Source organism: Micromonospora lacuserhaii, from assembly GCF_036902735.1.
Taxonomy (GTDB): domain Bacteria; phylum Actinomycetota; class Actinomycetes; order Mycobacteriales; family Micromonosporaceae; genus Micromonospora.
The window spans coordinates 123,631-149,248 of record NZ_JBAKHO010000002.1 but is presented as its reverse complement, the minus strand read 5'-3'; the positions used below and the strand labels follow the sequence as shown (position 1 = coordinate 149,248).

At 73.9% G+C, this 25,618-nt stretch carries 21 protein-coding genes and 1 pseudogene; 18 read left to right on the top strand and 4 right to left on the bottom strand.

Annotated features, from left to right (window positions below; translation table 11 throughout):
- The first annotated feature begins 143 nt into the window (after window positions 1–143).
- The 13 genes from V6U81_RS02030 (at window position 144) to V6U81_RS01970 (ending at window position 16,609) form a co-directional block, all read left to right on the top strand.
- A complete protein-coding gene (locus V6U81_RS02030; protein ID WP_334483497.1) occupies window positions 144–839 on the top strand; it encodes an SDR family NAD(P)-dependent oxidoreductase in 696 nt (231 codons plus the stop codon).
- On the top strand, window positions 833–2,467 hold the full coding sequence (locus tag V6U81_RS02025; RefSeq protein WP_334483495.1) for an MFS transporter: 1,635 nt from the start codon (window positions 833–835) through the stop codon (window positions 2,465–2,467). Before V6U81_RS02030 ends, V6U81_RS02025 begins: the two co-directional genes overlap by 7 nt.
- A gap of 241 nt (window positions 2,468–2,708) precedes the next feature.
- On the top strand, window positions 2,709–4,979 hold the full coding sequence (locus V6U81_RS02020) for an FAD-dependent monooxygenase (RefSeq protein ID WP_334483492.1): 2,271 nt from the start codon (window positions 2,709–2,711) through the stop codon (window positions 4,977–4,979).
- A 23-nt stretch (window positions 4,980–5,002) separates the two neighbouring features.
- Entirely contained in the window at window positions 5,003–5,296 is a 294-nt protein-coding gene (locus tag V6U81_RS02015) for a putative quinol monooxygenase (RefSeq protein WP_334483489.1), read from the top strand.
- Complete coding sequence (locus V6U81_RS02010; protein WP_334483486.1) at window positions 5,293–6,519, top strand: cytochrome P450 family protein; 1,227 nt, start codon at window positions 5,293–5,295, stop codon at window positions 6,517–6,519. The genes V6U81_RS02015 and V6U81_RS02010 overlap by 4 nt, the downstream gene beginning before the upstream one ends.
- Window positions 6,520–6,578: 59 nt before the next feature.
- Window positions 6,579–7,259, top strand: coding sequence for a TcmI family type II polyketide cyclase (locus V6U81_RS02005; protein ID WP_334483482.1), 681 nt, complete (start codon window positions 6,579–6,581; stop codon window positions 7,257–7,259).
- Window positions 7,260–7,608: 349 nt separating this feature from the next.
- On the top strand, window positions 7,609–7,698 hold the full coding sequence (gene kdpF, locus V6U81_RS02000; protein WP_073839165.1) for a K(+)-transporting ATPase subunit F: 90 nt from the start codon (window positions 7,609–7,611) through the stop codon (window positions 7,696–7,698).
- On the top strand, window positions 7,698–9,353 hold the full coding sequence (gene kdpA, locus V6U81_RS01995) for a potassium-transporting ATPase subunit KdpA (protein ID WP_334483472.1): 1,656 nt from the start codon (window positions 7,698–7,700) through the stop codon (window positions 9,351–9,353). Before kdpF ends, kdpA begins: the two co-directional genes overlap by 1 nt.
- A 20-nt stretch (window positions 9,354–9,373) precedes the next feature.
- Window positions 9,374–11,578: a potassium-transporting ATPase subunit KdpB gene (gene kdpB, locus V6U81_RS01990; RefSeq protein ID WP_334483469.1), complete on the top strand. Its 2,205-nt coding sequence runs from the start codon at window positions 9,374–9,376 to the stop codon at window positions 11,576–11,578.
- A gap of 4 nt (window positions 11,579–11,582) precedes the next feature.
- Window positions 11,583–12,464 carry a potassium-transporting ATPase subunit C gene (locus V6U81_RS01985; RefSeq protein ID WP_334483466.1) on the top strand — a complete coding sequence of 294 codons (882 nt, stop codon included), beginning with the start codon at window positions 11,583–11,585 and terminating at the stop codon, window positions 12,462–12,464.
- Window positions 12,465–12,549: 85 nt separating this feature from the next.
- Complete coding sequence (locus V6U81_RS01980; RefSeq protein WP_334483464.1) at window positions 12,550–15,099, top strand: sensor histidine kinase; 2,550 nt, start codon at window positions 12,550–12,552, stop codon at window positions 15,097–15,099.
- Window positions 15,096–15,779, top strand: coding sequence for a response regulator (locus V6U81_RS01975; RefSeq protein WP_334483461.1), 684 nt, complete (start codon window positions 15,096–15,098; stop codon window positions 15,777–15,779). Before V6U81_RS01980 ends, V6U81_RS01975 begins: the two co-directional genes overlap by 4 nt.
- A 209-nt stretch (window positions 15,780–15,988) precedes the next feature.
- Window positions 15,989–16,609 carry a DUF2238 domain-containing protein gene (locus V6U81_RS01970; protein ID WP_334483458.1) on the top strand — a complete coding sequence of 207 codons (621 nt, stop codon included), beginning with the start codon at window positions 15,989–15,991 and terminating at the stop codon, window positions 16,607–16,609.
- Here the strand turns inward: V6U81_RS01970 and V6U81_RS01965 are convergent.
- From V6U81_RS01965 to V6U81_RS01955, 3 genes and pseudogenes are all read right to left on the bottom strand, one after another.
- A pseudogene (locus V6U81_RS01965) lies at window positions 16,610–18,129 on the bottom strand (multicopper oxidase family protein).
- A gap of 135 nt (window positions 18,130–18,264) precedes the next feature.
- Window positions 18,265–18,729: a hypothetical protein gene (locus V6U81_RS01960; RefSeq protein WP_334483455.1), complete on the bottom strand. Its 465-nt coding sequence runs from the start codon at window positions 18,727–18,729 to the stop codon at window positions 18,265–18,267.
- A complete protein-coding gene (locus tag V6U81_RS01955) occupies window positions 18,722–20,062 on the bottom strand; it encodes a molybdopterin-dependent oxidoreductase (protein ID WP_334483452.1) in 1,341 nt (446 codons plus the stop codon). Before V6U81_RS01955 ends, V6U81_RS01960 begins: the two co-directional genes overlap by 8 nt.
- Window positions 20,063–20,246: 184 nt before the next feature.
- Between V6U81_RS01955 and V6U81_RS01950 the strand changes: the two genes are divergently transcribed.
- Complete coding sequence (locus V6U81_RS01950) at window positions 20,247–21,308, top strand: NAD-dependent epimerase/dehydratase family protein (protein WP_334483449.1); 1,062 nt, start codon at window positions 20,247–20,249, stop codon at window positions 21,306–21,308.
- 17 nt (window positions 21,309–21,325) lie between these two features.
- Here V6U81_RS01950 and V6U81_RS01945 read toward each other — a convergent pair whose 3' ends face one another.
- The gene (locus V6U81_RS01945) at window positions 21,326–22,804 is read right to left on the bottom strand and encodes a hypothetical protein (protein ID WP_334483447.1); all 1,479 of its coding nucleotides are present in this window, start codon (window positions 22,802–22,804) and stop codon (window positions 21,326–21,328) included.
- Between the two features lie 145 nt (window positions 22,805–22,949).
- Here V6U81_RS01945 and V6U81_RS01940 point away from each other — a divergent pair, with 145 nt between their 5' ends.
- From V6U81_RS01940 to V6U81_RS01925, 4 genes are all read left to right on the top strand, one after another.
- The gene (locus V6U81_RS01940) at window positions 22,950–23,624 is read left to right on the top strand and encodes a glycosyltransferase family 2 protein (RefSeq protein WP_334483445.1); all 675 of its coding nucleotides are present in this window, start codon (window positions 22,950–22,952) and stop codon (window positions 23,622–23,624) included.
- Window positions 23,621–24,307, top strand: coding sequence for a TIGR04282 family arsenosugar biosynthesis glycosyltransferase (locus V6U81_RS01935; RefSeq protein WP_334483442.1), 687 nt, complete (start codon window positions 23,621–23,623; stop codon window positions 24,305–24,307). The genes V6U81_RS01940 and V6U81_RS01935 overlap by 4 nt, the downstream gene beginning before the upstream one ends.
- Window positions 24,304–24,933, top strand: coding sequence for a class I SAM-dependent methyltransferase (locus V6U81_RS01930; RefSeq protein WP_334483439.1), 630 nt, complete (start codon window positions 24,304–24,306; stop codon window positions 24,931–24,933). The genes V6U81_RS01935 and V6U81_RS01930 overlap by 4 nt, the downstream gene beginning before the upstream one ends.
- A gap of 119 nt (window positions 24,934–25,052) precedes the next feature.
- Window positions 25,053–25,559 carry a hypothetical protein gene (locus V6U81_RS01925; protein ID WP_334483436.1) on the top strand — a complete coding sequence of 169 codons (507 nt, stop codon included), beginning with the start codon at window positions 25,053–25,055 and terminating at the stop codon, window positions 25,557–25,559.
- Window positions 25,560–25,618: the final 59 nt, after the last annotated feature.

Genomic DNA, 25,618 nt, shown 5'->3' with positions numbered 1-25,618 from the left:
GAGCACTAGGGAAGCGCCGGGCAGTTTTGCTGAACCGGCAACATGCGTTGCCCGCGGGCACCATCGGTGTGGATCCCCACGAAACGGGAAGGCCGCCGCCATGCACCTGCGAACCGGCCGGTGCCTGGGGCGACTGGAGAGGCATGGGCGCCAGGACTTTCATCGTGGTCGGCGGGACCAGCGGCCTCGGCCTGGCGGTGGCCCGCCTGCTCGTCGACGAGCACCAGGTGGCCGTCCTCGGTGACGTGCCGGACGAGGTCGCGACGATGACCGAGGGCCTCGGCTGTTGCGGCATCGTCTGCGACGTCTCCTCCTACGACCAGGTACGGGAGGCGTTCGCCGAGGTGGTCGACCGGTACGGCCCGGTCCACGGCGTCGCCGCCTGTGCGTCGATCTGGGCGGGCGGCGACCTGGCGGATCTCTCCCCGCAGCACATCCGGCGGGCGGTCGAGGTGAACGCGCTCGGCACCACGTACGTGTTCAAGGAGGCCCTGCACCACCTGCATCGGCAGGGTTACGGCAACCTGGTGTACATCGGCGCGATGGCGGTGACGAAGGCCCGACCGGGCATCCCGGTCTACCGGGCCACCAAGAGCTACGGCAGCAGCCTGGTCGAGTCGGTGGCCGAGGCGCAGCACAGCAACCGGATCAAGGTCATGCTACTGCATCCGGGGCCGATGCCGACCCGACTGCAACAGCGGGTCGGCGCGGAGTTCCTCGACGAGGTCTACGCCCTGCCCGAGCAGGTCGCCGTCGAGGTCGTCCGGCTGCTCCAGCTCGCCCCCGACGACCTGTACGTCTCCGGCGAGCGCGTGCTGCGCGCGGACGGGCGGTGGTAACGGCGCCCGGCACCACCGCCGAGCCCGTGGTCTCGGCGTGGGCGCCGCTGCGTACGGCGGTCTACCGCAGCCTGTGGCTGGCGCTGCTCGCCGCGAACATCGGCACCTGGATGCAGACGGTCGGCGCGCAGTGGCTGCTGATCCACCAGCCGAACGCCTCCACCCTGGTCGCCCTGGTGCAGACCGCGAGCCTGCTGCCCATGCTGCTGCTCGCCCTGCCGGCGGGCGCGCTCGCGGACACCTTCGACCGACGGCACCTGCTGATCTGGGTGCAGCTCTACCTGGTCGTGGTGGCGGCGACGTTGACGCTGCTCACGGCGACCGGTCGGATGCCGCCGGCGCTGCTGCTCACCCTCACCTTCGCCTTCGGTGTGGGGCAGGCGCTCACCCTGCCGGCCTGGGCGGCGGTGATCCCCGAACTGGTGCCGCGCGACCAGGTACGGGCCGCCTCGGCGCTGGGCTCGATCAGCGTGAACGTCGCCCGGGCCGTCGGGCCGGCCACCGCCGGTGTGCTGATCGCCCGGGTGGGGGTGGCCCCGGTCTTCGCCCTCAACGCGGTGGCGTTCGGGGTGTTCGCGGTGGCCCTGGTCCGGTGGCGACCCGGCGACGCCCGCGCGGTCGAGGTGCCCGAGCGGTTCACCGCCGCGCTCCGCGCCGGTGGCCGGTACGTGCGGCACTCGCCGACCGTCCGGCGGCTGTTGCGCCGCGCGTTGGTCTTCGTGATCCCGGCCAGCGCGCTGTGGGCGCTGTTGCCGCTGGTGGCGGCCCGTCGACTCGGGCTGGACTCCAGCGGCTACGGCCTGCTGCTGGCCGCCCTGGGGATCGGCGCCATCCTGGGCGGCCTGCTGCTGCCGTGGATCCGGACCCGGCTGACCGCCAACCAGTTCCTGCTGGTGGCCGGGGCGGCGTACGGCGTGGTGCTGATCGTGGTGGCGTCGGTCCGGATCGTCCCGGTGGTGCTGGTCGCGTTGCTGCCGGCCGGGGTGGCCTGGGTGACCGTGCTGGCCAACGTCAACGCCGAGATCCAGCTGTTCCTGCCCGGCTGGGTACGCGCCCGCGGACTGGCCTTCTACCAGGTGGTCCAGGGCGGCGGGCAGGCCGTCGGGGCGCTCGTCTGGGGTGTGGTGGCCGACCTGGCCGGGCTCGTCACCGCGTTCCTGGTGGCGGCCGCGTTGATGCTGGTCGGCGCGGTGACGTCGCAGATCTGGCCGCTGCCCGACCTGCGCGGGGTGAACCGGGACCCGGCCACCTACCGGCCGCCGCTGGCACTGGCGATCGAGCCCGACCCCCGGGTGGGCCCGGTGCTGGTGGTGGTCACCTACACGGTCCGACCGGACCGGGAGGCCGCCTTCCTGGCCGTGATGGACGACATCCGCGGCTTCCGGCAGCGCACCGGGGCGATGCGGTGGGGGCTGTTCCGCGCCGGTGAGGCTCCGGACCAGTTCGCCGAGGTCTACCTGGTGCCGTCCTGGGACGAGCACCTGCGCCAGCACGGCGGCCGGCTGACGGAGACCGATCAGCGGGCCGAGGACCGGGCCAGGGAACTCGCCGAGGGGGCTCCCGACGTGCGCCACCTGCTGCCGGCCGCCGCCGGCGGGACGCTCGGTGACGGCGGCCAGACGCCGTGACGGACGGGTCCGTGCCCGGGCCGCCAACAGATCAGCCGTAGCCGCGACCCTGCTGGTCGCGGCACCTCTCCCGCACACCGCCAGGGCCCGTCCCCGTGGCGTCAACGATCGCCGACCCCGCACCGGCCGCCGGTGACGGCAGGGTGACGCGACCCCCGGCAGGGTGCAACGACGACGTCCTGGTCCGGGTGCCACCGGTCGGGACCCGCCCACCGTGACGGGGGACCGCATGATCAGAACGATGCTCCGGATCCGCGCGCTCCCGGGGTGCGAACCCGCCGTGGAGGCCGCGTGGTTGCCCGTCGCCGGCCAGATCGGCCGGCTGCCCGGCAACCTCGCGCATGAGCTCCTCCTGGACGCCAACGATCCGCGCTCGTTCGTCGTCGTCACCGAGTGGGCCGGCGAGTCCGCGCTGCGTGGGTACGAGAGCGGTCCGGTCGCGGCGCGTTTCGCCGACGCCCTGCGCCCGCTGCGGGAGACCGCCGGGGCGGAGAGCTACCGGGTGATGGCCGACGCGCCGGCGGGCCGGGGGTCGACGGTCTTCGTGGACGTCGAACTCACCGTGCCGGCCTCCCGGTACGCGGAGTTCGCCCGCGGCTATCCCGAGGTCACCGCGCGGATGGCCGAGGTGCCCGGGTACCTGCGCGAGGACCTGCTGCGCGAGCGCGGGTCCGACGTCTTCCACATCTTCGCCGAATGGCGCGGCGAAGCGGAGTTCCACCGCTGGATCGCCAATCCGGCACACGCGGAGGAGGAGGCCGGGCCGATCGCGCCGTTCCTCCTCGACATCCGGCGCCGCCTCTTCCACGTCGCGGCGGATCCCAGGACCAGGCGAGAACCGAGTACGGGCAGGGAGATCGACGTGCACACGACAACGGACGTACTCATCGTCGGGGCGGGGCCCACCGGGCTGACCGCCGCCGTCGAACTGGCCCGGTGCGGCATCGACTGCCGGGTGGTCGAGAAGCTGGCCACGCCGCCCGCGCACGCCGACAAGGCGATCGGCGTGCACTGCCGCACGATGGAGATCTGGGCCGACCAGGGCATCGCGCGGGACGCGATGGACGCCGGGATCTGGCTGACCGGGAACATGGTGTTCGTCAACGGCCGGGAGACCCACCGGATGAGCTGGGAGCTGCCGGAGCTGCCGTACGCGCACCTCGGACTGCCGCAGTACGAGACCGAGCGGATCCTCACCGAACGGCTGGCCACGCTCGGCGTCCGCCCCCGACGCGGCGTCGAGCTGGTCACGTTCACCCAGGACGACGACGGCGTGCTGGCCACCCTCGCCGTGGCCGGCGGCGGCGAGGAGACCGTACGGGCGAAGTACCTCATCGGCTGCGACGGCGCGCACAGCCGGGTGCGCGAGCTGCTCGGGCTCACCTTCTCCGGTGGCCTGGGCCGGTTCCCGCAGCTGTTCATGCTCGGCGACGTCGACGTGGACTGGGACATGCCGGAGGGCCACCTGCTCCGGTTCCTGCACGAGACGGACGGCCGGATGGACGGCATGCTGGTCTGCGTCCCGCTGCGCGGCAGGTCCCGGTACCGGATCGCCACGCTGGCCCCGCCCCGGTTCTTCGCCCAGACCGGCGGGCAGGACGCCCCGCCCGGGTTCAGCGAGGAACTCGCCGAGCCGACGCTGGCCGACGTGCAGGCCGCGCTCGACCACCTGGCCCCGCCCGGGACCACGGCGTCGAACCTGCGCTGGTCGTCGGTGTTCCGGATCAGCCACGGCATCGTGGACCGGTACGGGGAGGGCCGGGTGTTCGTGGCCGGCGACGCGGCGCACCTGCACCCGCCCGCGGGCGGCCAGGGCATGAACACCGGCATCCAGGACGCCTGGAACCTGGCGTGGAAGCTGGCCCTGGCGGTGCGGGGGATCGCCGCGCCCGGCCTACTGGACAGCTACGAGACCGAACGGCGTCCGGAGGGCGAGGAGATCGTCGGGCGTGCGGTGCGACTGGCCTTCACCGACGAGCTGGACCGCGAGGACCTCAAGCGCCAGTTCCTCCAGGAGATGTCCCTGCTGCTCAGCTACGCGGACAGCCCCCTGGTCGGTGAGGTCGTCTCCGCCCCGGACGCCCTGCGCAACGGCCCCCGGCCCGGCGACCGCGCGCCGGACGTCGGCGGCCTGCACCGGCGGGGCGTCGGACACCCGCTGCGCCTGCACGAGCTGACCCGGGGCACCCGGCACACGCTGCTGATCTACGCGGACGGCTCGGCCGACGAGGCGGCGGTGGCCGCGGTGGAGGAGCTGTGCGCCGACGCCCGCCGGCAGGCGGCCGGTGAGCTCGACGCGTACCTGCTGGCCAGCCCGGACGCCCGGGTGCCGTGGATGCTCGGCCCGCCGGTGGTGCGCGACGCCGGGGGCGAGTTCCGCGCCACCTACGGCGTCACCGGCACCGGCCTGTACCTGGTCCGCCCGGACGGGCACGTCGGGTTCCGCAGCCAGCCGATCGACGCCGACGCGCTCCGGAAGAACCTCCAGCTGGTGTTCGGCGGCGCGCGATGACGAGGGTACGCACCGTGCTCGCGATGCGGACCCGGGAAGGCTGCGAGGAACGGTTCGAGGCGGAGTGGCGCACCGCGGCGGAGCGGATCTCCACCCTGGACGGCTGCCTGCACCAGGACCTGGCCCGCGACGCCGACGACCCGCGCAGCTACCTGGTCATCAGCGACTGGGCGGACCGCGAGCGGCTGGACGCCTTCGGCCGCAGCGAACACCGGGACCACCTGCTACGGGTGATCCGCGAGCTGCGCGAATCCGCGCAACGGCACACCTACCACGTGCTGCACAGCGTGCGCAGCGAGCCCGAGGAGCACCGATGACCGAGCACGTCGTACCCGCGTCGGAGCTGTACACCGACGAGTTCGCCGCCGATCCCTACCCCGCCCTGGCCCGGCTACGGGCGGACGCGCCGGTGTGCCCGGTCAGTTCGCCGCGGTTCGACTCGTACCTGGTCACCAGGTTCGACGACGCGAGGGCGGCGCTGACCGATCCCCGGCTGTCCAAGGACCTCTACGGCCCCGGCGAGCACTACCTGCGGATCTTCGGGCCGAACTCGGAGGCGTTGAACCGGAACATGCTCAACGCGGACCCGCCGGAGCACACCCGGCTGCGCCGGATGGTGTCGCAGGCGTTCGCGCCGCGCCGGATCGAGGCGCTGCGGCCGCGCGTGGCGCAGATCGTGGACGACCTGCTCGACAAGATCGTTCCGCAGGGGCAGGCCGACCTGATGCGCGACTTCGCGATCCCGCTGCCGATGACGGTGATCTGCGAACTGCTCGGGATACCGAAGCCCGACCACGACCAGGTCCTCGACTGGACCCAGGTGATTCGGACGTCCGGGTCGTCCCGCCGCCCTCAGGAGCAGGAGCGGGCGGCGGTGGGGGAGGCCCAGGTGCGGCTGCACCACTACCTCGCCGACCTGGTGCTGGCCAAGCGCGCCCAACCGGCCGACGACATGGTCAGCGCCCTGATCCAGGCCTGCGACCAGGACGGGAAGCTCACCGAACGGGAGCTGGTCACCACCACGTTCCTGCTGCTGTTCGCCGGCCACCAGACCACCGCGGACTTCCTCGGCAACGCGGTGGTGGCCCTGCTGACCCACCCGGAGCAGCTCGAACTGCTGCGCGCCACGCCGGCGTTGCTGCCCTCGGCGATCGAGGAGCTGCTCCGCTTCGACGGCCCGCTGCCGGTGGCCAGCCCCCGGGTCGCCACGGAGGACGTCGAGTACCAGGGGGTGTGCATCCCGCGCGGCGCCATCGTCGGCGTGGCGATCAACGCGGCGAACCACGACCCGGCGCACTTCGTCGACCCGGACCGGCTCGACCTGCGCCGGGTCCGCGGCCCGCACCTGGGCTTCGGCCACGGCGTCCACTACTGCCTGGGCGTCTCGCTGGCCCGGATGGAGGCGCAGATCGCCATCGGGACGCTGCTGCGCCGGCTGCCGGAGCTGCGGCTCGGGGTGCCGGTCGCCGAGCTGCGCCGGCTGCCGGCGGCGTCGCCCTTCCGTGGCCTGCTGGAACTCCCGGTCCGGTTCGCCGTCTAGCCCTTCCGCCACACCCACCTGTCCCGCCCCGGTCAACCCACTGAAGCCAAGGAGCAGCCATGACCTTCCGGAACGTGATCGTCTGCCACATCGTCCCCGGCAGCGAGGGCAAGGTCGCCGAGGTGTTCGGCCACTACGACAGGACGACCCGACCGCAGGATCTCGGCGTGATCGGGCGGACCCTGCTGTCCCTGGACGACCTCTACATCCACCTCATCGAGCGCAGGGAGGACCCGAAGGTGTCCGGCCAGACCCGTGGGCTGCCCGCGTTCCAGAAGATCGCCGAGGCCATCGCCCCGTACGTGACGCCGTACCCGAGATACTGGCAGAACCCGTCCCACTCCGTGGCCAAGGAGTTCTACCACTGGGAGCCGGACCCGGCGTCGGCGCTGCACCTGGGCGGTGCCGAGCCGGACCGGACGGTGATCGTCGCGCGGATCAAGCCGGGCGCCGAACCCGACGTCGCGCGCATTTTCGCCGAATCCGACGCCGGGTCGCTTCCGGTCGAGCTGAGCGTCACCGGGCGCTGGCTGTACTCGATCGACGACGTCTACGTGCACGTGGTCGAGCGGACCGGGGAGTCGTTCGCCGACGCGACGCGGGACCACCAGGACCGGCCCGCCTTTGCCAAGATCATGGACGACCTCAGCCCGTACATCAGCGCGTACCGACCGGAGACCTGGCGTGGCCCGGAGGACGCGGTGGCCAAGGTGTTCTACCGCTGGCGCGCCGAGGACTGAGGGGGCGTCGCCCCACCGACAACCGGACACCGACAGTGCGAGCCCCGAGGGCTCGCACTGTTCGCGTGGTGCGACCGCCCGGCGGTGCCCCGAGGGGCGCGGTGGCCCCCGTCACTCTGCCGGACCCCGGCGTGAAATCCGCGTCAAGAAACCGCCGGTCGCCGTCACGGTCGCGTTATGGACCCTGTCCGACCCGGGATCCGGGCGTTGTGATTGCCAGGCGCGGCCGGAAGGCGGTCGTGACGAACGGGTCCGCAAGAGGAGTCAGCGTGTCTGACGTGGTGTTCGTACTGGTGACGGTGGCGCTGTTCGCGGCGCTCGCCCTCGTGGTGAGGGGTGTGGAGAAGCTGTGAGCGCCGTCAACGCCGTCGGCCTGGTGCTGGCGATCGGCCTGGGTGTCTTCATGGTCGTCGCCCTGCTGTTCCCGGAGCGCTTCTGATGACCACGACAACAGCCGGCGTCATTTTCGTCCTGTCGCTGGTGGTGGCGCTGGTGGCCGCCTACAAGCCGTTCGGCGACCACATGTTCCGGGTGGTCTCCGGCACCCGGCAGTCCCGGGTGGAGCGGGGGATCTACCGCCTGGTCGGGGTGAACCCGGCCGCCGAGCAGTCCTGGGGCGTCTACGCCCGCAGCGTGCTCGCCTTCTCCGCCGTCTCGGTGCTCTTCCTGTACGCGTTCCAGCGGCTGCAGAACCACCTGTGGCTCTCGCTCGGCTTCGACCCGGTGGTCCCGCACGGAGCCTGGAACACCGCCGTGTCGTTCGTGACCAACACGAACTGGCAGTGGTACTCGGGTGAGTCGACGATGGGCCACCTGGTGCAGATGGCCGGGTTGGCGGTGCAGAATTTCGCCTCCGCCGCCGTCGGCATCGCCGTCGCGGTCGCGCTGGTGCGTGGCTTCGCCCGCAGCCGCACCGGGGAGCTGGGCAACTTCTGGGTCGACCTGACCCGGATCATGCTGCGGATCCTGCTGCCGGTCGCGGTCCTCGGCGCGGTCGTGCTGATGATCGGCGGCGCGGTGCAGAACCTATCGGCCGGCACCGACGTCGGCACCCTCACCGGCGGCTCGCAGACGATCACCGGCGGGCCGGTGGCCAGCCAGGAGATCATCAAGGAACTGGGCACCAACGGCGGCGGTTTCTACAACGTCAACAGCGCCCACCCGTTCGAGAACCCGACCGCCTGGACGAACTGGATCGAGATCTTCCTGATCCTGCTGATCCCGTTCAGCCTGCCCCGGGTCTTCGGGCGGATGGTCGGGCAGAACCGGCAGGGCTACGCGATCGCGGCCGTGATGGGGATCCTGGCGTTCGTCAGCATCGCTCTGACCAACGTCTTCGAGCTCGCCGGGCACGGCACCGTGCCGCAGGCGGTGGGCGCGGCGCTGGAGGGCAAGGAGGTGCGGTTCGACGTGTCGAACTCGGCCACCTTCGCCGCCGCCACCACGCTGACCTCGACCGGCGCGGTCAACTCGTTCCACGACTCGTTCACCTCGCTCGGCGGGATGATGACGATGGTCAACATGATGCTCGGCGAGGTGGCGCCGGGTGGGACCGGTTCCGGCCTCTACGGCCTGCTCATCCTGGCGGTGATCACCGTGTTCGTCGCCGGCCTGATGGTCGGCCGGACCCCGGAGTACCTGGGCAAGAAGATCGGGTCGCGGGAGATCAAGTTCGCCTCCCTGTACTTCCTGATCACCCCGGCGCTGGTGCTGACCGGCACCGCGGCCGCGTTCGCGACCGGCAACAACTCGACCGCGCTCAACGTCGGCCCGCACGGCTTCTCCGAGGTGCTCTACGCCTTCACCTCGGCGAGCAACAACAACGGCTCGGCCTTCGCCGGCATCACGGTGAACACGCCGTGGTGGAACACCGCGCTCGGCCTGTGCATGCTGCTCGGCCGGTTCCTGCCGATCGTCTTCGTGCTCGCCCTGGCCGGCTCGCTGGCCCGCCAGCGACCCACCCCCGCCTCCGAGGGCACCCTGCCGACCCACCGACCGCTCTTCGTCGGCATGGTCGTCGGCGTCACGGTGATCCTCGTCGCGCTGACCTTCCTGCCCGCGCTCGCGCTCGGCCCCCTCGCTGAGGGGCTGTGACCACCATGAGAGAGAAGGCCATGACCACGTCCACGCCGGCACCACACGGTACGGCGGACGCCGCAACCGCCGGCACACCGGCCACCCAGGGCAACCGGGGTGGTGGCCTGCTGGACCCGAAGCAGCTGATCCGGTCCCTGCCGGACGCGCTGCGCAAGTTGGACCCGCGCACCCTGTGGCGCAACCCGGTGATGCTCATCGTCGAGATCGGCGCCGCGTTCACCACCGTCCTGGCGGTGGCCGATCCCTCGGTGTTCGCACTCGCGATCACCGTCTGGCTCTGGCTGACCGTGATCTTCGCCAACCTCGCCGAGGCGGTCGCCGAGGGTCGGGGCAAGGCGCAGGCCGCCGCCCTGCGGAAGGCGAAGACGGACACCGTCGCCACCCGCCTCATCGGCTGGACCCCGGGCCTGGCCCCGAGTGCCTACCGCACCGAGGACGTCCCGGCGCCGCAGTTGAAGCTGGGCGACGTCGTCGTGGTCGTGGCGGGCGGGATCATCCCGGGCGACGGCGACGTGGTCGAGGGCATCGCCAGCGTGGACGAGTCGGCCATCACCGGCGAGTCGGCGCCGGTGATCCGGGAGTCCGGCGGCGACCGCAGTGCGGTCACCGGCGGGACGAAGGTGCTCTCCGACCGGATCGTCGTCAAGATCACTCAGAAGCCGGGGGAGAGCTTCATCGACCGGATGATCGCCCTGGTCGAGGGCGCGAACCGGCAGAAGACCCCGAACGAGATCGCGCTGAACATCCTGCTCGCCGCGCTCACCATCATCTTCCTGCTGGCCGTGGTGACCCTCCAGCCGCTGGCGATCTTCGCCAAGCAGTACCAGGCCGCCGCCCCGGACACCGGTGCGATCACCGACGCGGGCGTCACCGGCGTCGTCCTGGCGTCCCTGCTGGTCTGCCTCATCCCGACCACCATCGGGGCGTTGCTGTCGGCGATCGGCATCGCCGGCATGGACCGCCTGGTCCAGCGCAACGTGCTCGCCATGAGCGGTCGGGCGGTCGAGGCGGCCGGTGACGTGAACACCCTGCTGCTGGACAAGACCGGCACGATCACCCTGGGCAACCGGCAGGCCGCCGAGTTCCTTCCGGTGGAGGGGGTGACCGCCGCCGAGGCGGCGGACGCCGCCCAGCTGTCCAGCCTCGCGGACGAGACCCCCGAGGGCCGGTCGGTGGTGGTGCTCGCCAAGAACGAGTTCGGCCTGCGCGAGCGGGAACCGGGCCTCATCCCGCACGCCACCTTCGTGCCGTTCACCGCGCAGACCCGGATGAGCGGCGTGGACCTCACCCCCGACACCGGCGTCGACGGCGGGGCCACGGAGCCGGTTCGGCGGATCCGCAAGGGCGCCGCCGCGGCCGTGATGAAGTGGGTCCGGGAGAACGGCGGCCACCCCACCGAGCAGGTGGGGCAGCTGGTCGACGAGATCAGCGGCATCGGTGGCACTCCGCTCGTCGTCGCCGAGCACATCGAGGGCCAAGTGGCCCGGACCCTCGGCGTCATCCACCTCAAGGACGTGGTCAAGGCCGGCATGCGGGAGCGGTTCGACGAGATGCGCCGGATGGGCATCCGGACGGTGATGATCACCGGTGACAACCCGCGGACCGCGAAGGCCATCGCGGACGAGGCCGGGGTGGACGACTTCCTCGCCGAGGCCACCCCGGAGGACAAGCTCGCGCTGATCCGCAAGGAGCAGGAGGGCGGCCGGCTGGTCGCGATGACCGGGGACGGCACCAACGACGCCCCGGCCCTGGCCCAGGCGGATGTCGGCGTGGCGATGAACACCGGCACGTCGGCCGCGAAGGAGGCCGGCAACATGGTCGACCTCGACTCCGACCCGACCAAGCTGATCGAGATCGTGGAGATCGGCAAGCAACTGCTGATCACCCGGGGCGCTCTGACCACGTTCAGCATCGCCAACGACGTGGCGAAGTACTTCGCGATCATCCCGGCGATGTTCGCCGGCATCTACCCGAGCCTGGACGCGCTGAACATCATGCGGCTGCACAGCCCGGAGTCGGCGATCCTCGCCGCGGTCATCTTCAACGCGCTGGTGATCATCGCGCTGATCCCGCTCGCCCTGCGCGGCGTGCGCTACCGACCCGCGGCGGCGTCGACGCTGCTCAGCCGCAACCTGCTGGTCTACGGCCTCGGCGGCATCGTGGTGCCGTTCATCGGGATCAAGCTCATCGACCTGCTCATCCAGTTCATCCCAGGGATCTGACACCATGCGCCTTCCCAGTTGGTTCTCCACCCACCTCGCCGCGCTGCGCGCGCTGCTGGTCTTCACCGTGCTGCTCGGGCTGGCGTACCCGCTCGTTCTGGTCGCCGCCGGCCGGCTGCCCGGCCTCGACGCCCGCGCCGACGGCTCGCTGGTCACCGCGAACGGCCGGACCGTCGGCAGCGCCCTGATCGGCCAGTCCTTCACCGACGCGGACGGCAACCCCGTCCCGCGCTACTTCCAGTCCCGCCCGTCGGCGGCCGGCGACGGCTACGACCCGACCTCCACCGCGGCCTCCAACCTCGGCCCGGAGAGCGTGGTCGACACCATCGCCACCGACCCGGAAGGGTCGACCCAGAGCCTGCTCACCCAGGTCTGCGCCCGCAGCGTCGCCGTCGGCCAGCTCGACGGCGTCGACGGGCGGCGGCCCTACTGCACCCCGGACGGGGTCGGCGCCGTGCTGGCTGTGTTCCACCGCGACGGGCTCACCGGCCCGGTCACCCGGGCGGTCAGCGTCAACCAGGCCGCCCCCGCCACCCCGTTCGTCACCTACTGGCAGGGCGTGCCGGTGGAGCCGGCGAAGCCGGGCGAGGACTACGTCGCCGCCGGCGGCGTGATCGTCCCGGTCCGGGGCGACGCGCCGGCCGACCCGGCGGTGCCCGGCGACGCGGTCACCGCCAGCGGCAGCGGCCTCGACCCGCACATCAGCCCGGCGTACGCCGAGATCCAGGTGGCCCGGGTGGCGCGGGAGCGCCGCGCGGACCCGGCGGAGGTCCGCCGCCTCGTCGCCGCGCACACCACCGGCCGGACGCTCGGCTTCATGGGCGCCCCCGGGGTGAACGTGCTGGAGCTGAACCTCGCCCTCGACGAGACGTTCCCCGCCCGCTGAACCGCCCGCCGGGCGGGCCCCCGACGGCCCGCCCGGCGGACCCGGCGCGCGCCCGGGCGGGCCGCCGCCGCGAGAGGATGTCCCCGTGCCACGTGGAGAACTGCGCATCTACCTGGGCGCCGCGCCCGGCGTCGGCAAGACGTACGCGATGCTGGAGGAAGCCCAGCGGCGCGCCGAGCGCGGCACCGACGTGGTGATCGGGCTGGTCGAGACCCACGGCCGCCGGCATACCGCGGCGATGATCGGCGACCTGGAACAGGTGCCCCGCCGGACCGTCGCCTACCGCGGCGCCGAATTCACCGAGATGGACGTCGACGCCGTGCTGGCCCGTCGTCCGGAGGTCGCCGTGGTCGACGAGCTGGCGCACACCAACGTGCCCGGCTCCCGGCACGAGAAGCGCTGGCAGGACATCCAGGAGCTGCTCGACGCCGGGATCAGCGTGCTGACCACGGTCAACGTCCAGCACCTGGAGTCGATCAACGACGTCGTCGCCCAGATCACCGGCACCACCCAGCGCGAGACCCTCCCCGACCAGGTGGTCCGCGCCGCCGAGCAGGTCGAGCTGGTGGACATGACACCGGAGGCACTGCGCCGCCGGATGGCCCACGGCAACATCTACCGGCCCGACAAGATCGACGCCGCGCTCGGCAACTACTTCCGGGTCGGCAACCTCACTGCCCTGCGCGAACTGGCCCTGCTCTGGCTGGCCGACAAGGTCGACGAGCAGCTCGACGCGTACCGCGCCCAGCAGGGCATCTCGGCCACCTGGGAGGCCCGGGAGCGGGTGGTGGTCGCGCTGACCGGCGGGCCGGAGGGGGAGACCCTGGTCCGGCGGGCCGCCCGGATCGCCGCCCGGAGCAAGGGTGCCGACCTGCTCGCCGTGCACGTGGCCCGCAGCGACGGGCTGGCCGGGGCGGACCCGGCCCAGCTCGCCCGGCAGCGGGTGCTGGTGGAGAGCCTCGGCGGCACGTATCACCAGGTGCTGGGCACCGACATTCCGGCGGCCCTGCTGGACTTCGCGCGCGGCGTCAACGCCACCCAGCTGGTGCTCGGCGCCAGCCGGCGGGGGCGCTTCGCGCAGCTGTTCGCCCGGGGTGTCGGGGTGACCACCACGGCGCTGTCCGGACCGATCGACGTCCACCTGGTCACCCACCCCCAGGCCGGCCGGGGCCGGCGCGGGTCAGCGGTGCCGGCGGCGCTGTCCCGGCGGCGCCGGCTGCTCGGGTTCGCCCTCGCCGGGCTGGGCATGCCGCTGCTGACCGTGCTGTTGTCCCTGCCCGACCTCAGCCTCACCAACGACATCCTGCTCTTCCTCGCCGGTGTCGTCGGGGTGGCGCTGGTCGGCGGGCTCTGGCCGGCGCTGGTCGCCGCACTCGGCGGGTCGCTGCTGCTCAACTGGTTCTTCACTCCGCCCTTCCACACGCTGACCATCGCCGAGGCGGAGAACCTTCTCGCCCTCGCCGTCTTCGTCGGCGTCGCGGTCGCGGTCAGCTGGGTGGTCGATGTCGCCGCCCGGCGGACCCGGGAGGCCGCCCGCGCCTCCGCCGACGCGCAGACCCTGGCCACGGTCGCCGGCGGCGTGCTGCGCGGCGAGCGGCCGTTGCCCGCCCTGCTCGACCGGCTCCGGGAGACCTTCGCGCTGCGCGCGGTCAGCGTGCTGGAAATGGTCGCCGACGCCGAGGGGCGGCCCGGGCGGGACCGCGAGGAGGGCGCCTGGCGGGTGGTGGCCAGCGTGGGGGAGGCGCCGGCGTGCAGCCCCAGCGCGGGGGAGACGGCGGTACCGGTGGACGACCGGCTCACCGTCGTGCTCTCCGGCCGCCGCCTCGAAGCCGCCGACCGGCGCATCGTTGAGGCGTTCGCCGCCCAGGCCGCCGTCGCCCTCAAGCAGGAACGCCTCGCCGAGGAAGCCGCCACCGCCCGGCCGCTCGCCGAGGCCGACCGGATGCGCACCGCGCTGCTCGCCGCGGTCAGCCACGACCTGCGTACGCCGCTCGCGTCGGCGAAGGCGGCGGTGAGCAGCCTGCGCAGCCCCGACGTCGAGTTCGACGCCGACGACCGGGAGGAGCTGCTCGCCACCGCCGACGAGTCCCTGGACCGGCTGGGTCGGCTGGTGGCGAACCTGCTGGACATGAGCCGCCTGCAGGCCGGGGCGCTGGGCGTCACCCGGACCCCGATCGGGCTCGAGGACGCCGTACCCCGGGCCCTGGACGAGCTCGGGCCGGTCGCGGCCGACGTCACCACGGACATCCCCGCCGACCTGCCGGCCGCCACCGCCGACCCCGGGCTGCTCGAACGGGTCCTGGTCAACATCATTGCCAACGCGCTACGGCACAGCCCGCTCGGGCGGCCGCCCACGATCACCGCCAGCGCCCACGCCGGGCAGGTGGAGCTGCGGGTCATCGACACCGGACCGGGTATCCCCGAGGACCAGTGGGAGCACGTGTTCCTGCCGTTCCAGCGGCTCGGCGACCGGGACAACCAGACCGGGGTCGGGCTCGGGCTGGCCCTGTCCCGCGGACTGGCCGAGGCGATGGGTGGCAGCATCACCCCCGAGACCACCCCCGGCGGAGGGCTGACCATGGTGCTGCGGTTGCCCGCCGCCGCGCAGGGCATGTCGGAAGGGCCGCAGGAATGACCCGCATCCTGGTCGTCGACGACGAACCGCAGATCCTGCGCGCCCTGCGGATCAACCTGCGGGCCCGGGGATACGACGTCGAGGTCGCCGCCACCGGCGCCGCCGCGCTCAGGGCCGCGGCCAGCCACCCACCCGACCTGGTGGTGCTCGACCTCGGCCTGCCCGACATCGACGGCACCGAAGTCATCCGCGGGCTGCGCGGCTGGACCAGCGTGCCGATCATCGTGCTTTCCGGCCGGGCCGGCAGCGAGGACAAGGTCGCCGCCCTGGACGCCGGCGCCGACGACTACGTCACCAAGCCGTTCGGCGTCGACGAACTGCTGGCCCGGATCCGCGCGGTGACCCGCCGCCTCACCGCCACACCCGCCGACGCCTCGGCGGCTCCCCGGGTGGGCCGGCACACCGTCAACCTGGTCGACCGCACCGTCCTTCGCGACGACGGCGCCGAGGTGCGGCTCACCCCCACCCAGTGGGCGATGTTGGAGAAGCTGCTCCGGTACCCCGGCAAGCTGATCAGCCAGCGCCAGCTGCTGCACGACGTGTGGGGGCCGGAGTACCAGAACGAGACCAACTACCTGCGGCAGTACATGGCGCAGCTGCGGCGCAAGCTCGAGGACGACCCGGCCCGCCCCCGGCACCTCATCACCGAACCCGGCATGGGCTACCGCTACCGGCCCTGACCGGGTTCCCATCCACCGTCGCCAATGGTCGGGCCTGCCGGTGGGTACCGGTCCGGGTGCCACCCGGACCCCGAGCGGGGTCCGGCGGCTCGCCCGTGGAGCATCCCGGCCGGCCGCTGATATCGTCGCGCCCGACCGGCGGCGGGCCGGCCCGACCACACCCGAACAGGCGGTCCCCGTTGACCCGGACGCGTGCGTACCTTCCACCGGTGCTGCTCGGCCTGGTGCTGCTCGCGCTGGTCGTCTCGGGCCTCCGGCCGTACGACCGGCTGACCTGGCTGCTGGAGACGGTGTGGGTGATCGTGGGGGTGCCGGTGGTGCTGCTCACCTGGCGCCGCTTCCCGCTCAGCACGCTGCTGTGCTGCCTGCTCGCGACGCACGCCACGATCCTCATCGTCGGTGGGCACTACAGCTACGCGCGCACCCCGGTCGGTGACTGGGCGCGCGAGGTGTTCGACCTGTCCCGCAACCCGTACGACCGGCTCGGTCACTTCGCCCAGGGCTTCGTGCCGGCGATCCTGGTCCGGGAGGTCCTGGTCCGTCGTTCCCCGTTGCGCGGCAGCCGCTGGCTCGCCCCGCTGGTGGTCTGCGCCTGCCTGGCCTTCAGCGCGTTCTTCGAGATGATCGAGTGGTGGGCGGCGGTGGCCGGCGGGTCGGCGGCCGACGACTTCCTGGCCACCCAGGGCGACGTCTGGGACACCCAGTGGGACATGTTCCTCGCGCTGATCGGCGCGGTCACCTCGGTGGCGCTGCTCGGCCGGTTGCACGACCGCCAACTGTCGCCGCCCGGACCCGTCGTGGCCGGCCCCGACCAGTACCCCGGCCGCTGATCAGGCGCGGTACGCCAGGTCGACCATCATGCCCGTCTCGGCGTGGTAGACGTTGTGGCAGTGGGTCATCCACCGGCCCGGGTTGTCGGCGTCGAGGTCGACGGTGACGGTCTGTAGGGGCAGCACGACGACGGTGTCCTTGCGGGCGCCGCCGCCGGCCACCGCGAAGGTGTGCCCGTGCACGTGCATCGGGTGGAACATCGTGCTGGTGTTGACGAACTCCAGGCGCACCCGCTCGCCGCGCCGGACCAGCAGCGGCTCGGCGTCGGGCCAGGTCGCCCCGTTGATCGTCCACCGGTACGGCATCATCGACCCGGCCAGCTCCAGCCGGTGCACCCGGTCCGGCCGGCGGTCGGCCAGCGCCACGTCGTCGGCCGCGCGCAGCGTCGCGCAGGTCAGCACCGTCCGGTCCAGTTCGACCGGGCGGATCGTCGGCGGTGGCCCCTCGCCGCCGCCGGTACGAACCACCGCCAGGCCCTGCCCGGTCTTGCCCTCGGCCACCGCCACCAGGGGGAAGACCCCGTCGGCCAGCTCCACGGTGACGTCGGCGCGTTCCCCCATGGCCAGCAGTAGCGCGTCACCCGTGGCCGGCCGGACTCCGAAGCCGTCGGTGTGCGTGACGGTCAGCCGGTGCCCGCCCAGCGCGACCCGGTAGGCGGTGTCCGCGCCGGCGTTGACCAGCCGGATCCGCACCCGCTGCCCGGGTCGGCCGTGGAACGTGACCGGGGCCGCCGGCACCCGGCCGTTGATCAGGTGGTGCGGGTACGCGACGTCGCCGGCACCGCCCAGCAGCGGCGACGTCATCGACTCCATCCCGCCCATCGTCATGCCGGACATCCCGCCGGTCGAACCGTGGCCCATCCCGCCCGTCGACCCGTGGCCCATCCCGCCGAGGGCGGCCAGCACGGCGTCCGGGGTACGACCGGTGCCGTCCACCCAGTCGTCGAGCACCACGATCCACTCGGCGTCGTACCGCCCGGCTCGTGCGGGTCGTCGACGACGAGGACGCCGTGCAGCGCGCGGTCGAGCTGCACCCCGGAGTGCGGGTGGTAGAAGTAGGTGCCCGAATCGGGGGCGGTGAACTCGTAGGTGTGCCGGCCGCCCGTCGGGATGGGCGCCTGGGTGAGCCCCGGCACGCCGTCCATGTCGTTGCGCAGCGCGACGCCGTGCCAGTGCACGCTGGTCGGCGCGGGCAGCTCGTTGACCACGTCCACCCGGACCAGGTCGCCGGCGCGGGCCCGGATCAGCGGGCCGGGGGCCTGCTCGACGTACCCCCAGGTGGAGACCGTGACCCCGCCCAGGTCGAGGGTCGCGGGTCGGGGCCGCAGCGTGGCGCGGACGGTGCCGGCGCCCGGCCGGCGGCGGGCCGCCTCGGTCCGGGCGACCAGGTCCGCGTCCGGGGTGACCAGGCGCGGGTCGAACGCGCCGCCCGCCCATGCAGCGGCCCCGGCGGTGCCGGCGAGCCCGGCCGCGCCCGCGATGCCCGTCAGCAGGCGACGCCGGGTGATGGTGGGTCTCATCGCTGCTCCTCCGTGGGGGAGCGACGCCGCTCCGCCACCTCCGAGCCTGCCGCCACCGCCGCGCCTCGGGGTACGGCACGACGGCCCGGCGGCGGGGGCCGAATGTCACCTTCCGCCGGGCCTCCCGCCGGTGGGTCACGGCGTGCCGGTCGACCGTCGGTTCGCGGGGCGCCGGCGTAGCGCGTAGAGCAGCGCGCTCGCCGCGAAGAGCGCCGCGCTCACCGCCAGCCAGCGGCCCAGCATCGACCGGGGCGACAGGCCGGTCGCCGAGGAGTAGGTGCCGTCACCGAGACCGAGCACGCCCGGGAGGTAGACCAGGAAGAGCAGGCCGGCGGCGAGCGCCGGGACCCGGACGTGGTTCAGCGCCGACGGGCCGGATCGTCCGCCCGGGGCGCCCCGGAGCACCCGGTCGGCCGACGCGTACACCGGGAAGAGGAGCAGGTCGTGGGCGATCACCGCGCCGAGGAACCAGAGCAGCATCCGACCGGCGGCGGCCTCGCCGGACAGCCGCAGCGCGATCCAACCGGTCACCGTGAAGCAGCCCAGCAGGAGCAGCAGGTGCCAGGGCGCCGCCCCGTACGCGCGCCGGAACTCAGCCATCGGCCCGCTCCTCGAAGCTGATCTCGCGGACCCACTTGGTGCAGTGCACCCCGGGCAGCGCGGGCACGATGATCCGCGCCGGGTAGCCGTGGTCCGGGCTGAGGTCGACGCCGTTGACCCGCAGGGCGAGCAGCGCGTCGGCGTCGCGTACCTGGTTGCCGGCGAGGGTGGCCTGACTGAACAGGCCGGCGCGTTCCAGCGACCTGACCCGGGCCGCCGCCGGGTCGGTCGACCCGACCAGGGCGGCGAGGTCGCGCAGCCGGACCCCGGTCCAGGCCTGCGAGGTGGACCAGCCCTCCACGCAGGCGATCGGCAGGGTGGCGGTGTGCTGCGCCATGCCGAGCAGCCGGTCGCGGTCCAGCTCGACCGCGCGCCCGCCGCCGCGCAGGGTCAGCCGCCAGCCCGGGCCGGTCTGCTCCGGCGTGACCCCGGCCGCGGCGACGCTGCGGTTGACCGGGAAGCCGGTGGGGCCGTCGTCGTGCTGACGCCCCCGGGGCAGCAGCAGCGCGGTGCGGCGCAGCGCGTCGACGCTCTGCCCGATGGTCAGCGCCGCCAGCAGCAGCGAGCCGCCGCCGACCAGGGTCAGCACCCCGCGCCGGCTCATCGTCGCCGGCCCGGGCCGGCGGGCCGCCAGGCCGTCCGGATCCGCCGGCTCCGGCCCGGTCCGCTCCACCGGGGTACGCCCGAAGCCCGGCCCCCGTAGCGCGGTGACCATCCGGGGCAGCTTGATCGCCACGTGGGTGACCAGCGCGGCGGTGAAGACCCAGGCGCCGAACCAGTGCGCGGTGTAGAAGTCGAACCCGAACAGGTAGGCGTACTGGATGTTGAGCAGGCCGGTGACGGTCTGGAAGAGGATCCCGCCGACCAGCAGCAGCAGCGACAGCCGCTCCAGCAGTTGGGCGACCGAGCGGGCCGGCGGCCAGTCGAAGAGCTTCGGCACCACCGACCAGAGCTTGCCCAGCACCACCGGAACCAGCACGATCCCCAGCGTCACGTGCAGCCCCTGGGTGACCCGGAACAGCCACGCCGGCCGGGTCGGCCAGTTGAAGACCGGTGGGTGCAGCCAGCCCACGTCACGCGGGAACGCCTGGTCGAAGCGGGGGCCGTAGGCGATCCAGTCGAGCAGCCCGGTGACGATCACCAGTGGCAGGGTGGCCAGCAGCACCGCACCGAGCACCGAGGTCAGCCAGGGGCCGCGCACCGGGCTGCGCCAGGCGCGGTCGGCCGCGTCGACGCCCGGTGGCCGGTAGCGGCCCAGGCTCCGCCACAGCCGCGCCGGGTAGGCGTACGGCGGGCCGTCCGGACCGGCCGGTGGCGGTGGTCTGGCGGGCACGGCTCCTCCTGGTGGACGCGGGGTCGAGCCCTGGCGGGCCCCCTCCAGCAGGACGCTAGACGCCGGGGCCGCCGACCGGCCGGTTTCGCCGCATTACCGAAGGCTTACCGCCGTCCCTTACGGACCGCTGACGTTCGTCCCGATCAGGCCCGCCGTAGATCGGGGGTGCCCTAGCGTGAACCGAATGCGGGTACTCGTCACCGGCGCGGCCGGGTTCATCGGATCGCAGATCGCCGACCTGCTGGTCGCCGAGGGGCACGAGGTGGTCGCCCTGGACGCGCTGCTGCCCCAGGCGCACGGCGGCGAGCTGCCGCAGTGGTCCCGGCGCCACGACCCGGTGGTCGGCGACGTCCGCGACCCCGCGCTGCTGGACCGGCTGCTCTCCGGCGTGGACGCGGTCTGCCATCAGGCGGCCATGGTGGGGCACGGGCTGGACCCGTCGGACGCCCCCGACTACGCCAGCCACAACGACTACGGCACGGCGGTGCTGCTCGCCGCCATGCACCGGGCCGGGGTCTCCCGGTTGGTGCTGGCCAGCTCGATGGTGGTCTACGGCGAGGGGCGCTACGCCTGCGCCCGGCACGGCGTGGTCCGTCCCGCCCCGCGCCGCCCCGCCGACCTGACCGCCGGCCGGTACGACCCGACCTGCCCGGACTGCGGCGGGACGCTCGACTCCGCGCTGGTGCCCGAGGACGCCCCGCTGGAGCCGCGCAGCACGTACGCGGCGACCAAGCTGGCCCAGGAGCACCTGGCCGCCGCCTGGGCCCGGCAGACCGGGGGCGGTGTCTGGGCGCTGCGCTACCACAACGTCTACGGCCCCCGGATGCCCCGCGACACCCCGTACGCCGGGGTGGCCTCGTTGTTCCGCTCCGCGCTGGCCGACGGTCGCCCACCCCGCGTGTACGAGGACGGCCGGCAGCGCCGCGACTTCGTGCACGTCACCGACGTGGCCCGGGCCAACCTGCTGGCGCTCACCGCGCCGGCTCCGGACGGCCTGGTCCCGGTGAACGTCTGTTCCGGCGAGCCGCACACCGTCGGCGAGCTGGCCGCGGCGCTGGCCGAGGCGATGGGCGGCCCGGAGCCGGTGGTGGTCGGCGGCGCGCGGGCGGCCGATGTCCGGCACGTGGTGGCCGACCCGCACCGGGCCCGCGCCCTGCTCGGCTACGCCGCCCGGGTCGGGTTCGTGGACGGGGTGACCGCCTTCGCCACCGACCCGCTGCGCGAGCCCGCCGCCGTCGCCGGCTGACCCGCCGGGTCCACCGGTCAGGAGACGGTCAACAGCAGATGGTTGACGGCCAGCGCGGTCAGCGCCTGGCCGACCAGCCACCAGCGGCGGGCCGGCGTGGGCAGGTGCGCGACGGCGACCAGCAGCCAGACCACGAAAGGCAGCCAGATCCGCTCCACCTCGGCCTTGCTCATCCCGGACAGGTCGGCGGCGAGCACCGCCAGCGCGGCGGCGCCCGGCAGCAGCACCGTCGGCCCGAGGCCGCGCACCCGGCCGGCGAGCGCCGCGACCCGGCTGCCGAACACCGACCCGGGAGCCGGGTCGGCGGCCGTCCACCCGCCGAGCCGGGCCGGCGGGCGGGCCACGGCGACCGGGGCGGACCCCGACGACCGCCACCCGGCGCGGGCGGCGCACAGGCCGCGCCGCAGCGCCGGCCCGAGCACCGGGCCGGCCGACAGCAGCAGCGCGGCCAGGTTCGCCCAGACCCAGTAGCCGTACGGGCGGTCGGCTGCCCAGCCCTGGTAGTAGCGCTCGACCACCCGGTCGTACCCCTCCCACCAGCGGAAGCCGGCGGCCACGAAGGCGACCACCACCGCGGTGACGCCGACCGCCCCGGCCAGCAGCGCGGCCCGCCGGCCGTCCCGGCGTAGCGCGACCACGGCCAGCGCCAGCGCCCCCACCAGCACGAACCCGTACGACAGGTGCAGCGCGAAACCGAGCAGCACGCCGCCGGCCAGCGCGGCGACCGCCCCGCGTACCGCGAGCAGGGCGAGGCCGGCGGCGACCACCCCGGTGAAGATCGCGTCGCCGGAGGCGCCCAACCAGACCGCGCCCGGCAGCAGCACCAGGAACGGCAGCACCGCCCGGGCCGCCTCGGCGGCGCCCAGCGCCCGCAGGGTCACCGGCACCCAGACGGCGACGGTCGCGCCGGCCAGCACGCAGCACAGCGCGGCGGCGGTGCCCCCGCCCAGGCCGACCCGATCCAGCCAGACGAAGACCAGCAGCGCGCCCGGCGGATGTCCGGCGGTGTGGGTGGACCAGGAGTCGGGCTGGAAGTCCAGGATCCGATCGGTGAAGCCGGCCAGCATCCGGGGGACGTCGGTCACCCCGGGCACCTCGTGCAGGTACTCCGCCTGCGGGGTGAGCCGCCGGGTCAAGCCCTTCGACCAGCCGTCCACCAGCGCCAGGGCCAGCGTCCAGGCCACCGCGGCGAGCCAGCCGGCGGCCAGCAGCGGCCCCCACCGGGCGGTCCGCGCCCAGCGCAGCCCCGGCCCGAGCACGGCCGCCGCGACCAGCACCGCCAGCGGGGTGCCCCACCCGACGTGCGGGTGCCAGGTGGCGTAGGCCGGCGCGGCGTCCGCGTGCAGGCCCGCGCCGCGCCGGTTGAGCACGATCCCGACGGTCACGGCGGCCGTGAGCAGCGCCGCCTCGACGGCCAGCACGAGCAGGTCGCCCCGGCCACGGGCCGGCGCACGGTACGCGACGGGGGAGCGGGGGAGGGCGGTGGCGGGTCTCATGTCGACCGGACGGTACGGCCCACGCCCGCCACCCGTCAGCCGAACCGCCGGCCCGTCACCGGACGGTAAGAAGTGGCGGCGCGGTAAGGGTTCCGTAAGGCCGATCGGGGCCTGCGCGAGCGGCTTCGGTCCTAGCGTCGGCGGTATGCCGACACAGATCGACGTGGTGCTGCCGTGCCTCGACGAGGCCGCCGCCCTGCCCGGCGTGCTGACCGCGCTGCCGCCCGGCTACCGGGCGATCGTGGTGGACAACGGTTCGCGGGACGGCTCGCCGGAGGTGGCCGCCCGGCACGGCGCCCGGGTGGTACACGAAGCCCGCCGGGGATACGGCGCGGCGGTGCACGCCGGGATCGAGGCCGCCGACACGGAGCTGGTCTGCGTCCTCGACGCGGACGGCTCCTTCGACCCGGGCGAGCTGCCCGCGCTGGTCGCCGTGGTGGCCGCTGGGCGGGCGGACCTGGCGGTGGGCCGCCGCCGACCGGTCCGGTCCGGGGTCTGGCCGTGGCACGCCCGGGCCGGCACCGCGCTGGTGGCCGCGCTGCTGCGGCACCGGGGCGTACCGCTGCGGGACCTCAGCCCGATCCGGGTGGCCCGCCGGGAGGAGCTGCTCGCCCTCGGGGTCACCGACCGGGCCTTCGGGTACCCGCTGGAGCTGCTGATCCGCGCCGCCGCGGCGGGCTGGCGGATCCACGAGCGCGACGTCGCGTACGCCCCGCGCGCCGCCGGCACCCGCTCGAAGGTCTCCGGTTCGGTACGCGGCACCCTGCGCGCCACCCGCGACTTCGCCGCCGTGCTGCGCACCGTGGACGGCCGACGGTGACCGTGCTGCTGGTGGTGGCCAAGGCGCCGGTGCCCGGTGCGGTGAAGACCCGGCTCTGCCCGCCGGCTACCCCCGAGCAGGCGGCCCGGATCGCCGCCGCCGCGCTGCGCGACACCCTGGACGCCGTCGCCGCCACCCCGGGGGTGACCCCGGTGCTGTCGCTGGCCGGCCGGTTCGCCGACGCCGAGGACGGGGTGGCGCTGGCCGCCGCGGTCGCCGACTGGCCGGTGCTGGCGCAGCGGGGCGAGGACTTCGCGGCCCGGCTGGCGCACGCCCACGCCGACGTCGCGGCGGCGTACCCGGGTCGGCCGGTGCTCCAGATCGGCATGGACACCCCGCAGCTGACCCCGGCGCGGCTGGCCGCCGCCGTCCGCCGGCTCGACCTGGCCGGCACCGACGCGGTGCTGGGCCGGGCCGCCGACGGCGGCTGGTGGGCGCTGGGCCTGCGCGATCCCCGGCACGCGGCCGCCCTGCGGACGGTACCGATGTCCACCGCCGACACCGGGCGGCTCACCTGGGCCGCGCTCGCCGAACGGGGCCTGCGAGTCGCGGCGCTGGCGGTGCTGCGCGACGTCGACGGCTGGGCCGACGCCCTCGCGGTGGCCGGTACGGTCCGCGGCAGCCGGTTCGCCCGGCAGGTCGCCGCCCTCCGGCATGCCACGCTGGTGGGAGGGGGCCGGTGAGCGTCGACGGCTTCGCCACCGCGCTGCGCGACCGGGAGGCCGACGCGCACTGGCTGGTGCACGCCGACGGGGCCCGCAGCCGGCTGCCGGTGGACCGCTGGCACGGGCCGGCCGAGCCGGCCGTCGCGGCGGTGGTCGCCCGCTGCGCCGGCCCGACGCTGGACCTGGGCTGCGGACCGGGCCGGCTCACCCTGGCACTGACCCGGGCCGGGCTCACCACGCTCGGCGTCGACGTGTCGCCCCGCGCGGTGGCGCTGACCCGGGCGCGCGGCGCGGTCGCCGTCCAGGCCGACCTGTTCGCGCCGCTGCCCGCCGAGGGCCGGTGGGCGCACCTGGTGCTGCTGGACGGCAACATCGGCATCGGCGGTGACCCGGCCGCGCTACTGCGCCGGTGCCGGTCGCTGCTCCGCCCGGCGGGCACCGCCCTGGTGGAGCTGGACCCGCCCGGCTCGGGCACCTGGCAGGGGCAGGCGCACGTCCTGTCCGGCCGGTACCGGGGGCCGGCGTTTCGCTGGGCGCGGCTGGACACCCGGGCGGTGCACGTCCCGGCCGCCGCGGCGGGGCTGGTCGTACGGGACGTGTTCGCGGCCGGCCACCGCTGGTTCGCCGAGCTGGCCACCGGTTAAGGGATTTCTCGTAACTTGTCGGGCTGGATCGTAGGCAGGTACTCATCCGACAACTGTGCTGCGGGCGAGGTGATCCGCTGCCCTACAGTCGACTGCATCTGTCGACGGGAGGGCCCCTCATGGACGAGAGCGACGGGACGATGTTCCGTACGTCCGCCCGCCTCATGTTCGTGTTCATGCTGGTGATCGGCTTGCTGGCCTGGGTCCTCGTCCAAGCCCTGTTATCGCTCGCCGCTGGGCGGTCACCGGCCGACCTGACGAACATGACCGCGTCAGGCGTCCTCTACGCCGTCCTCTTCAGCGCTTTCTCACTCGTCCTGCAGCGCAGGAACTGGTCATCGGTCGACGTAACCTGCCCGGCGCTGAGGCTCGTCGAGCGGGGGCGGATGGCCGTCCTCCCGTGGCAGGCGATCCAGTCGGCGACGGTCCGCCGTCCTGGCCCGTTCGCCGTCCTTCAGGTCACCCTTCTCCCCGCAGCGGTCGTGCCGTCCGCCACGACGCTTCGTCCACGGCTCCGTGCCGGTCAGCCTGTCTACACGGTCCGCGTCGGCCTGCTTCGGCCCGCGACTGGCGTCCTGCGTACCGAACTTGCTCGCCACCTGCCACAGGTAGCCTCCCGATCCTGAATCCCGCTTAGCGACGCTTCGTAGCCCGGTGTCCGTCTGTTAGGGACAATCATCGAGGA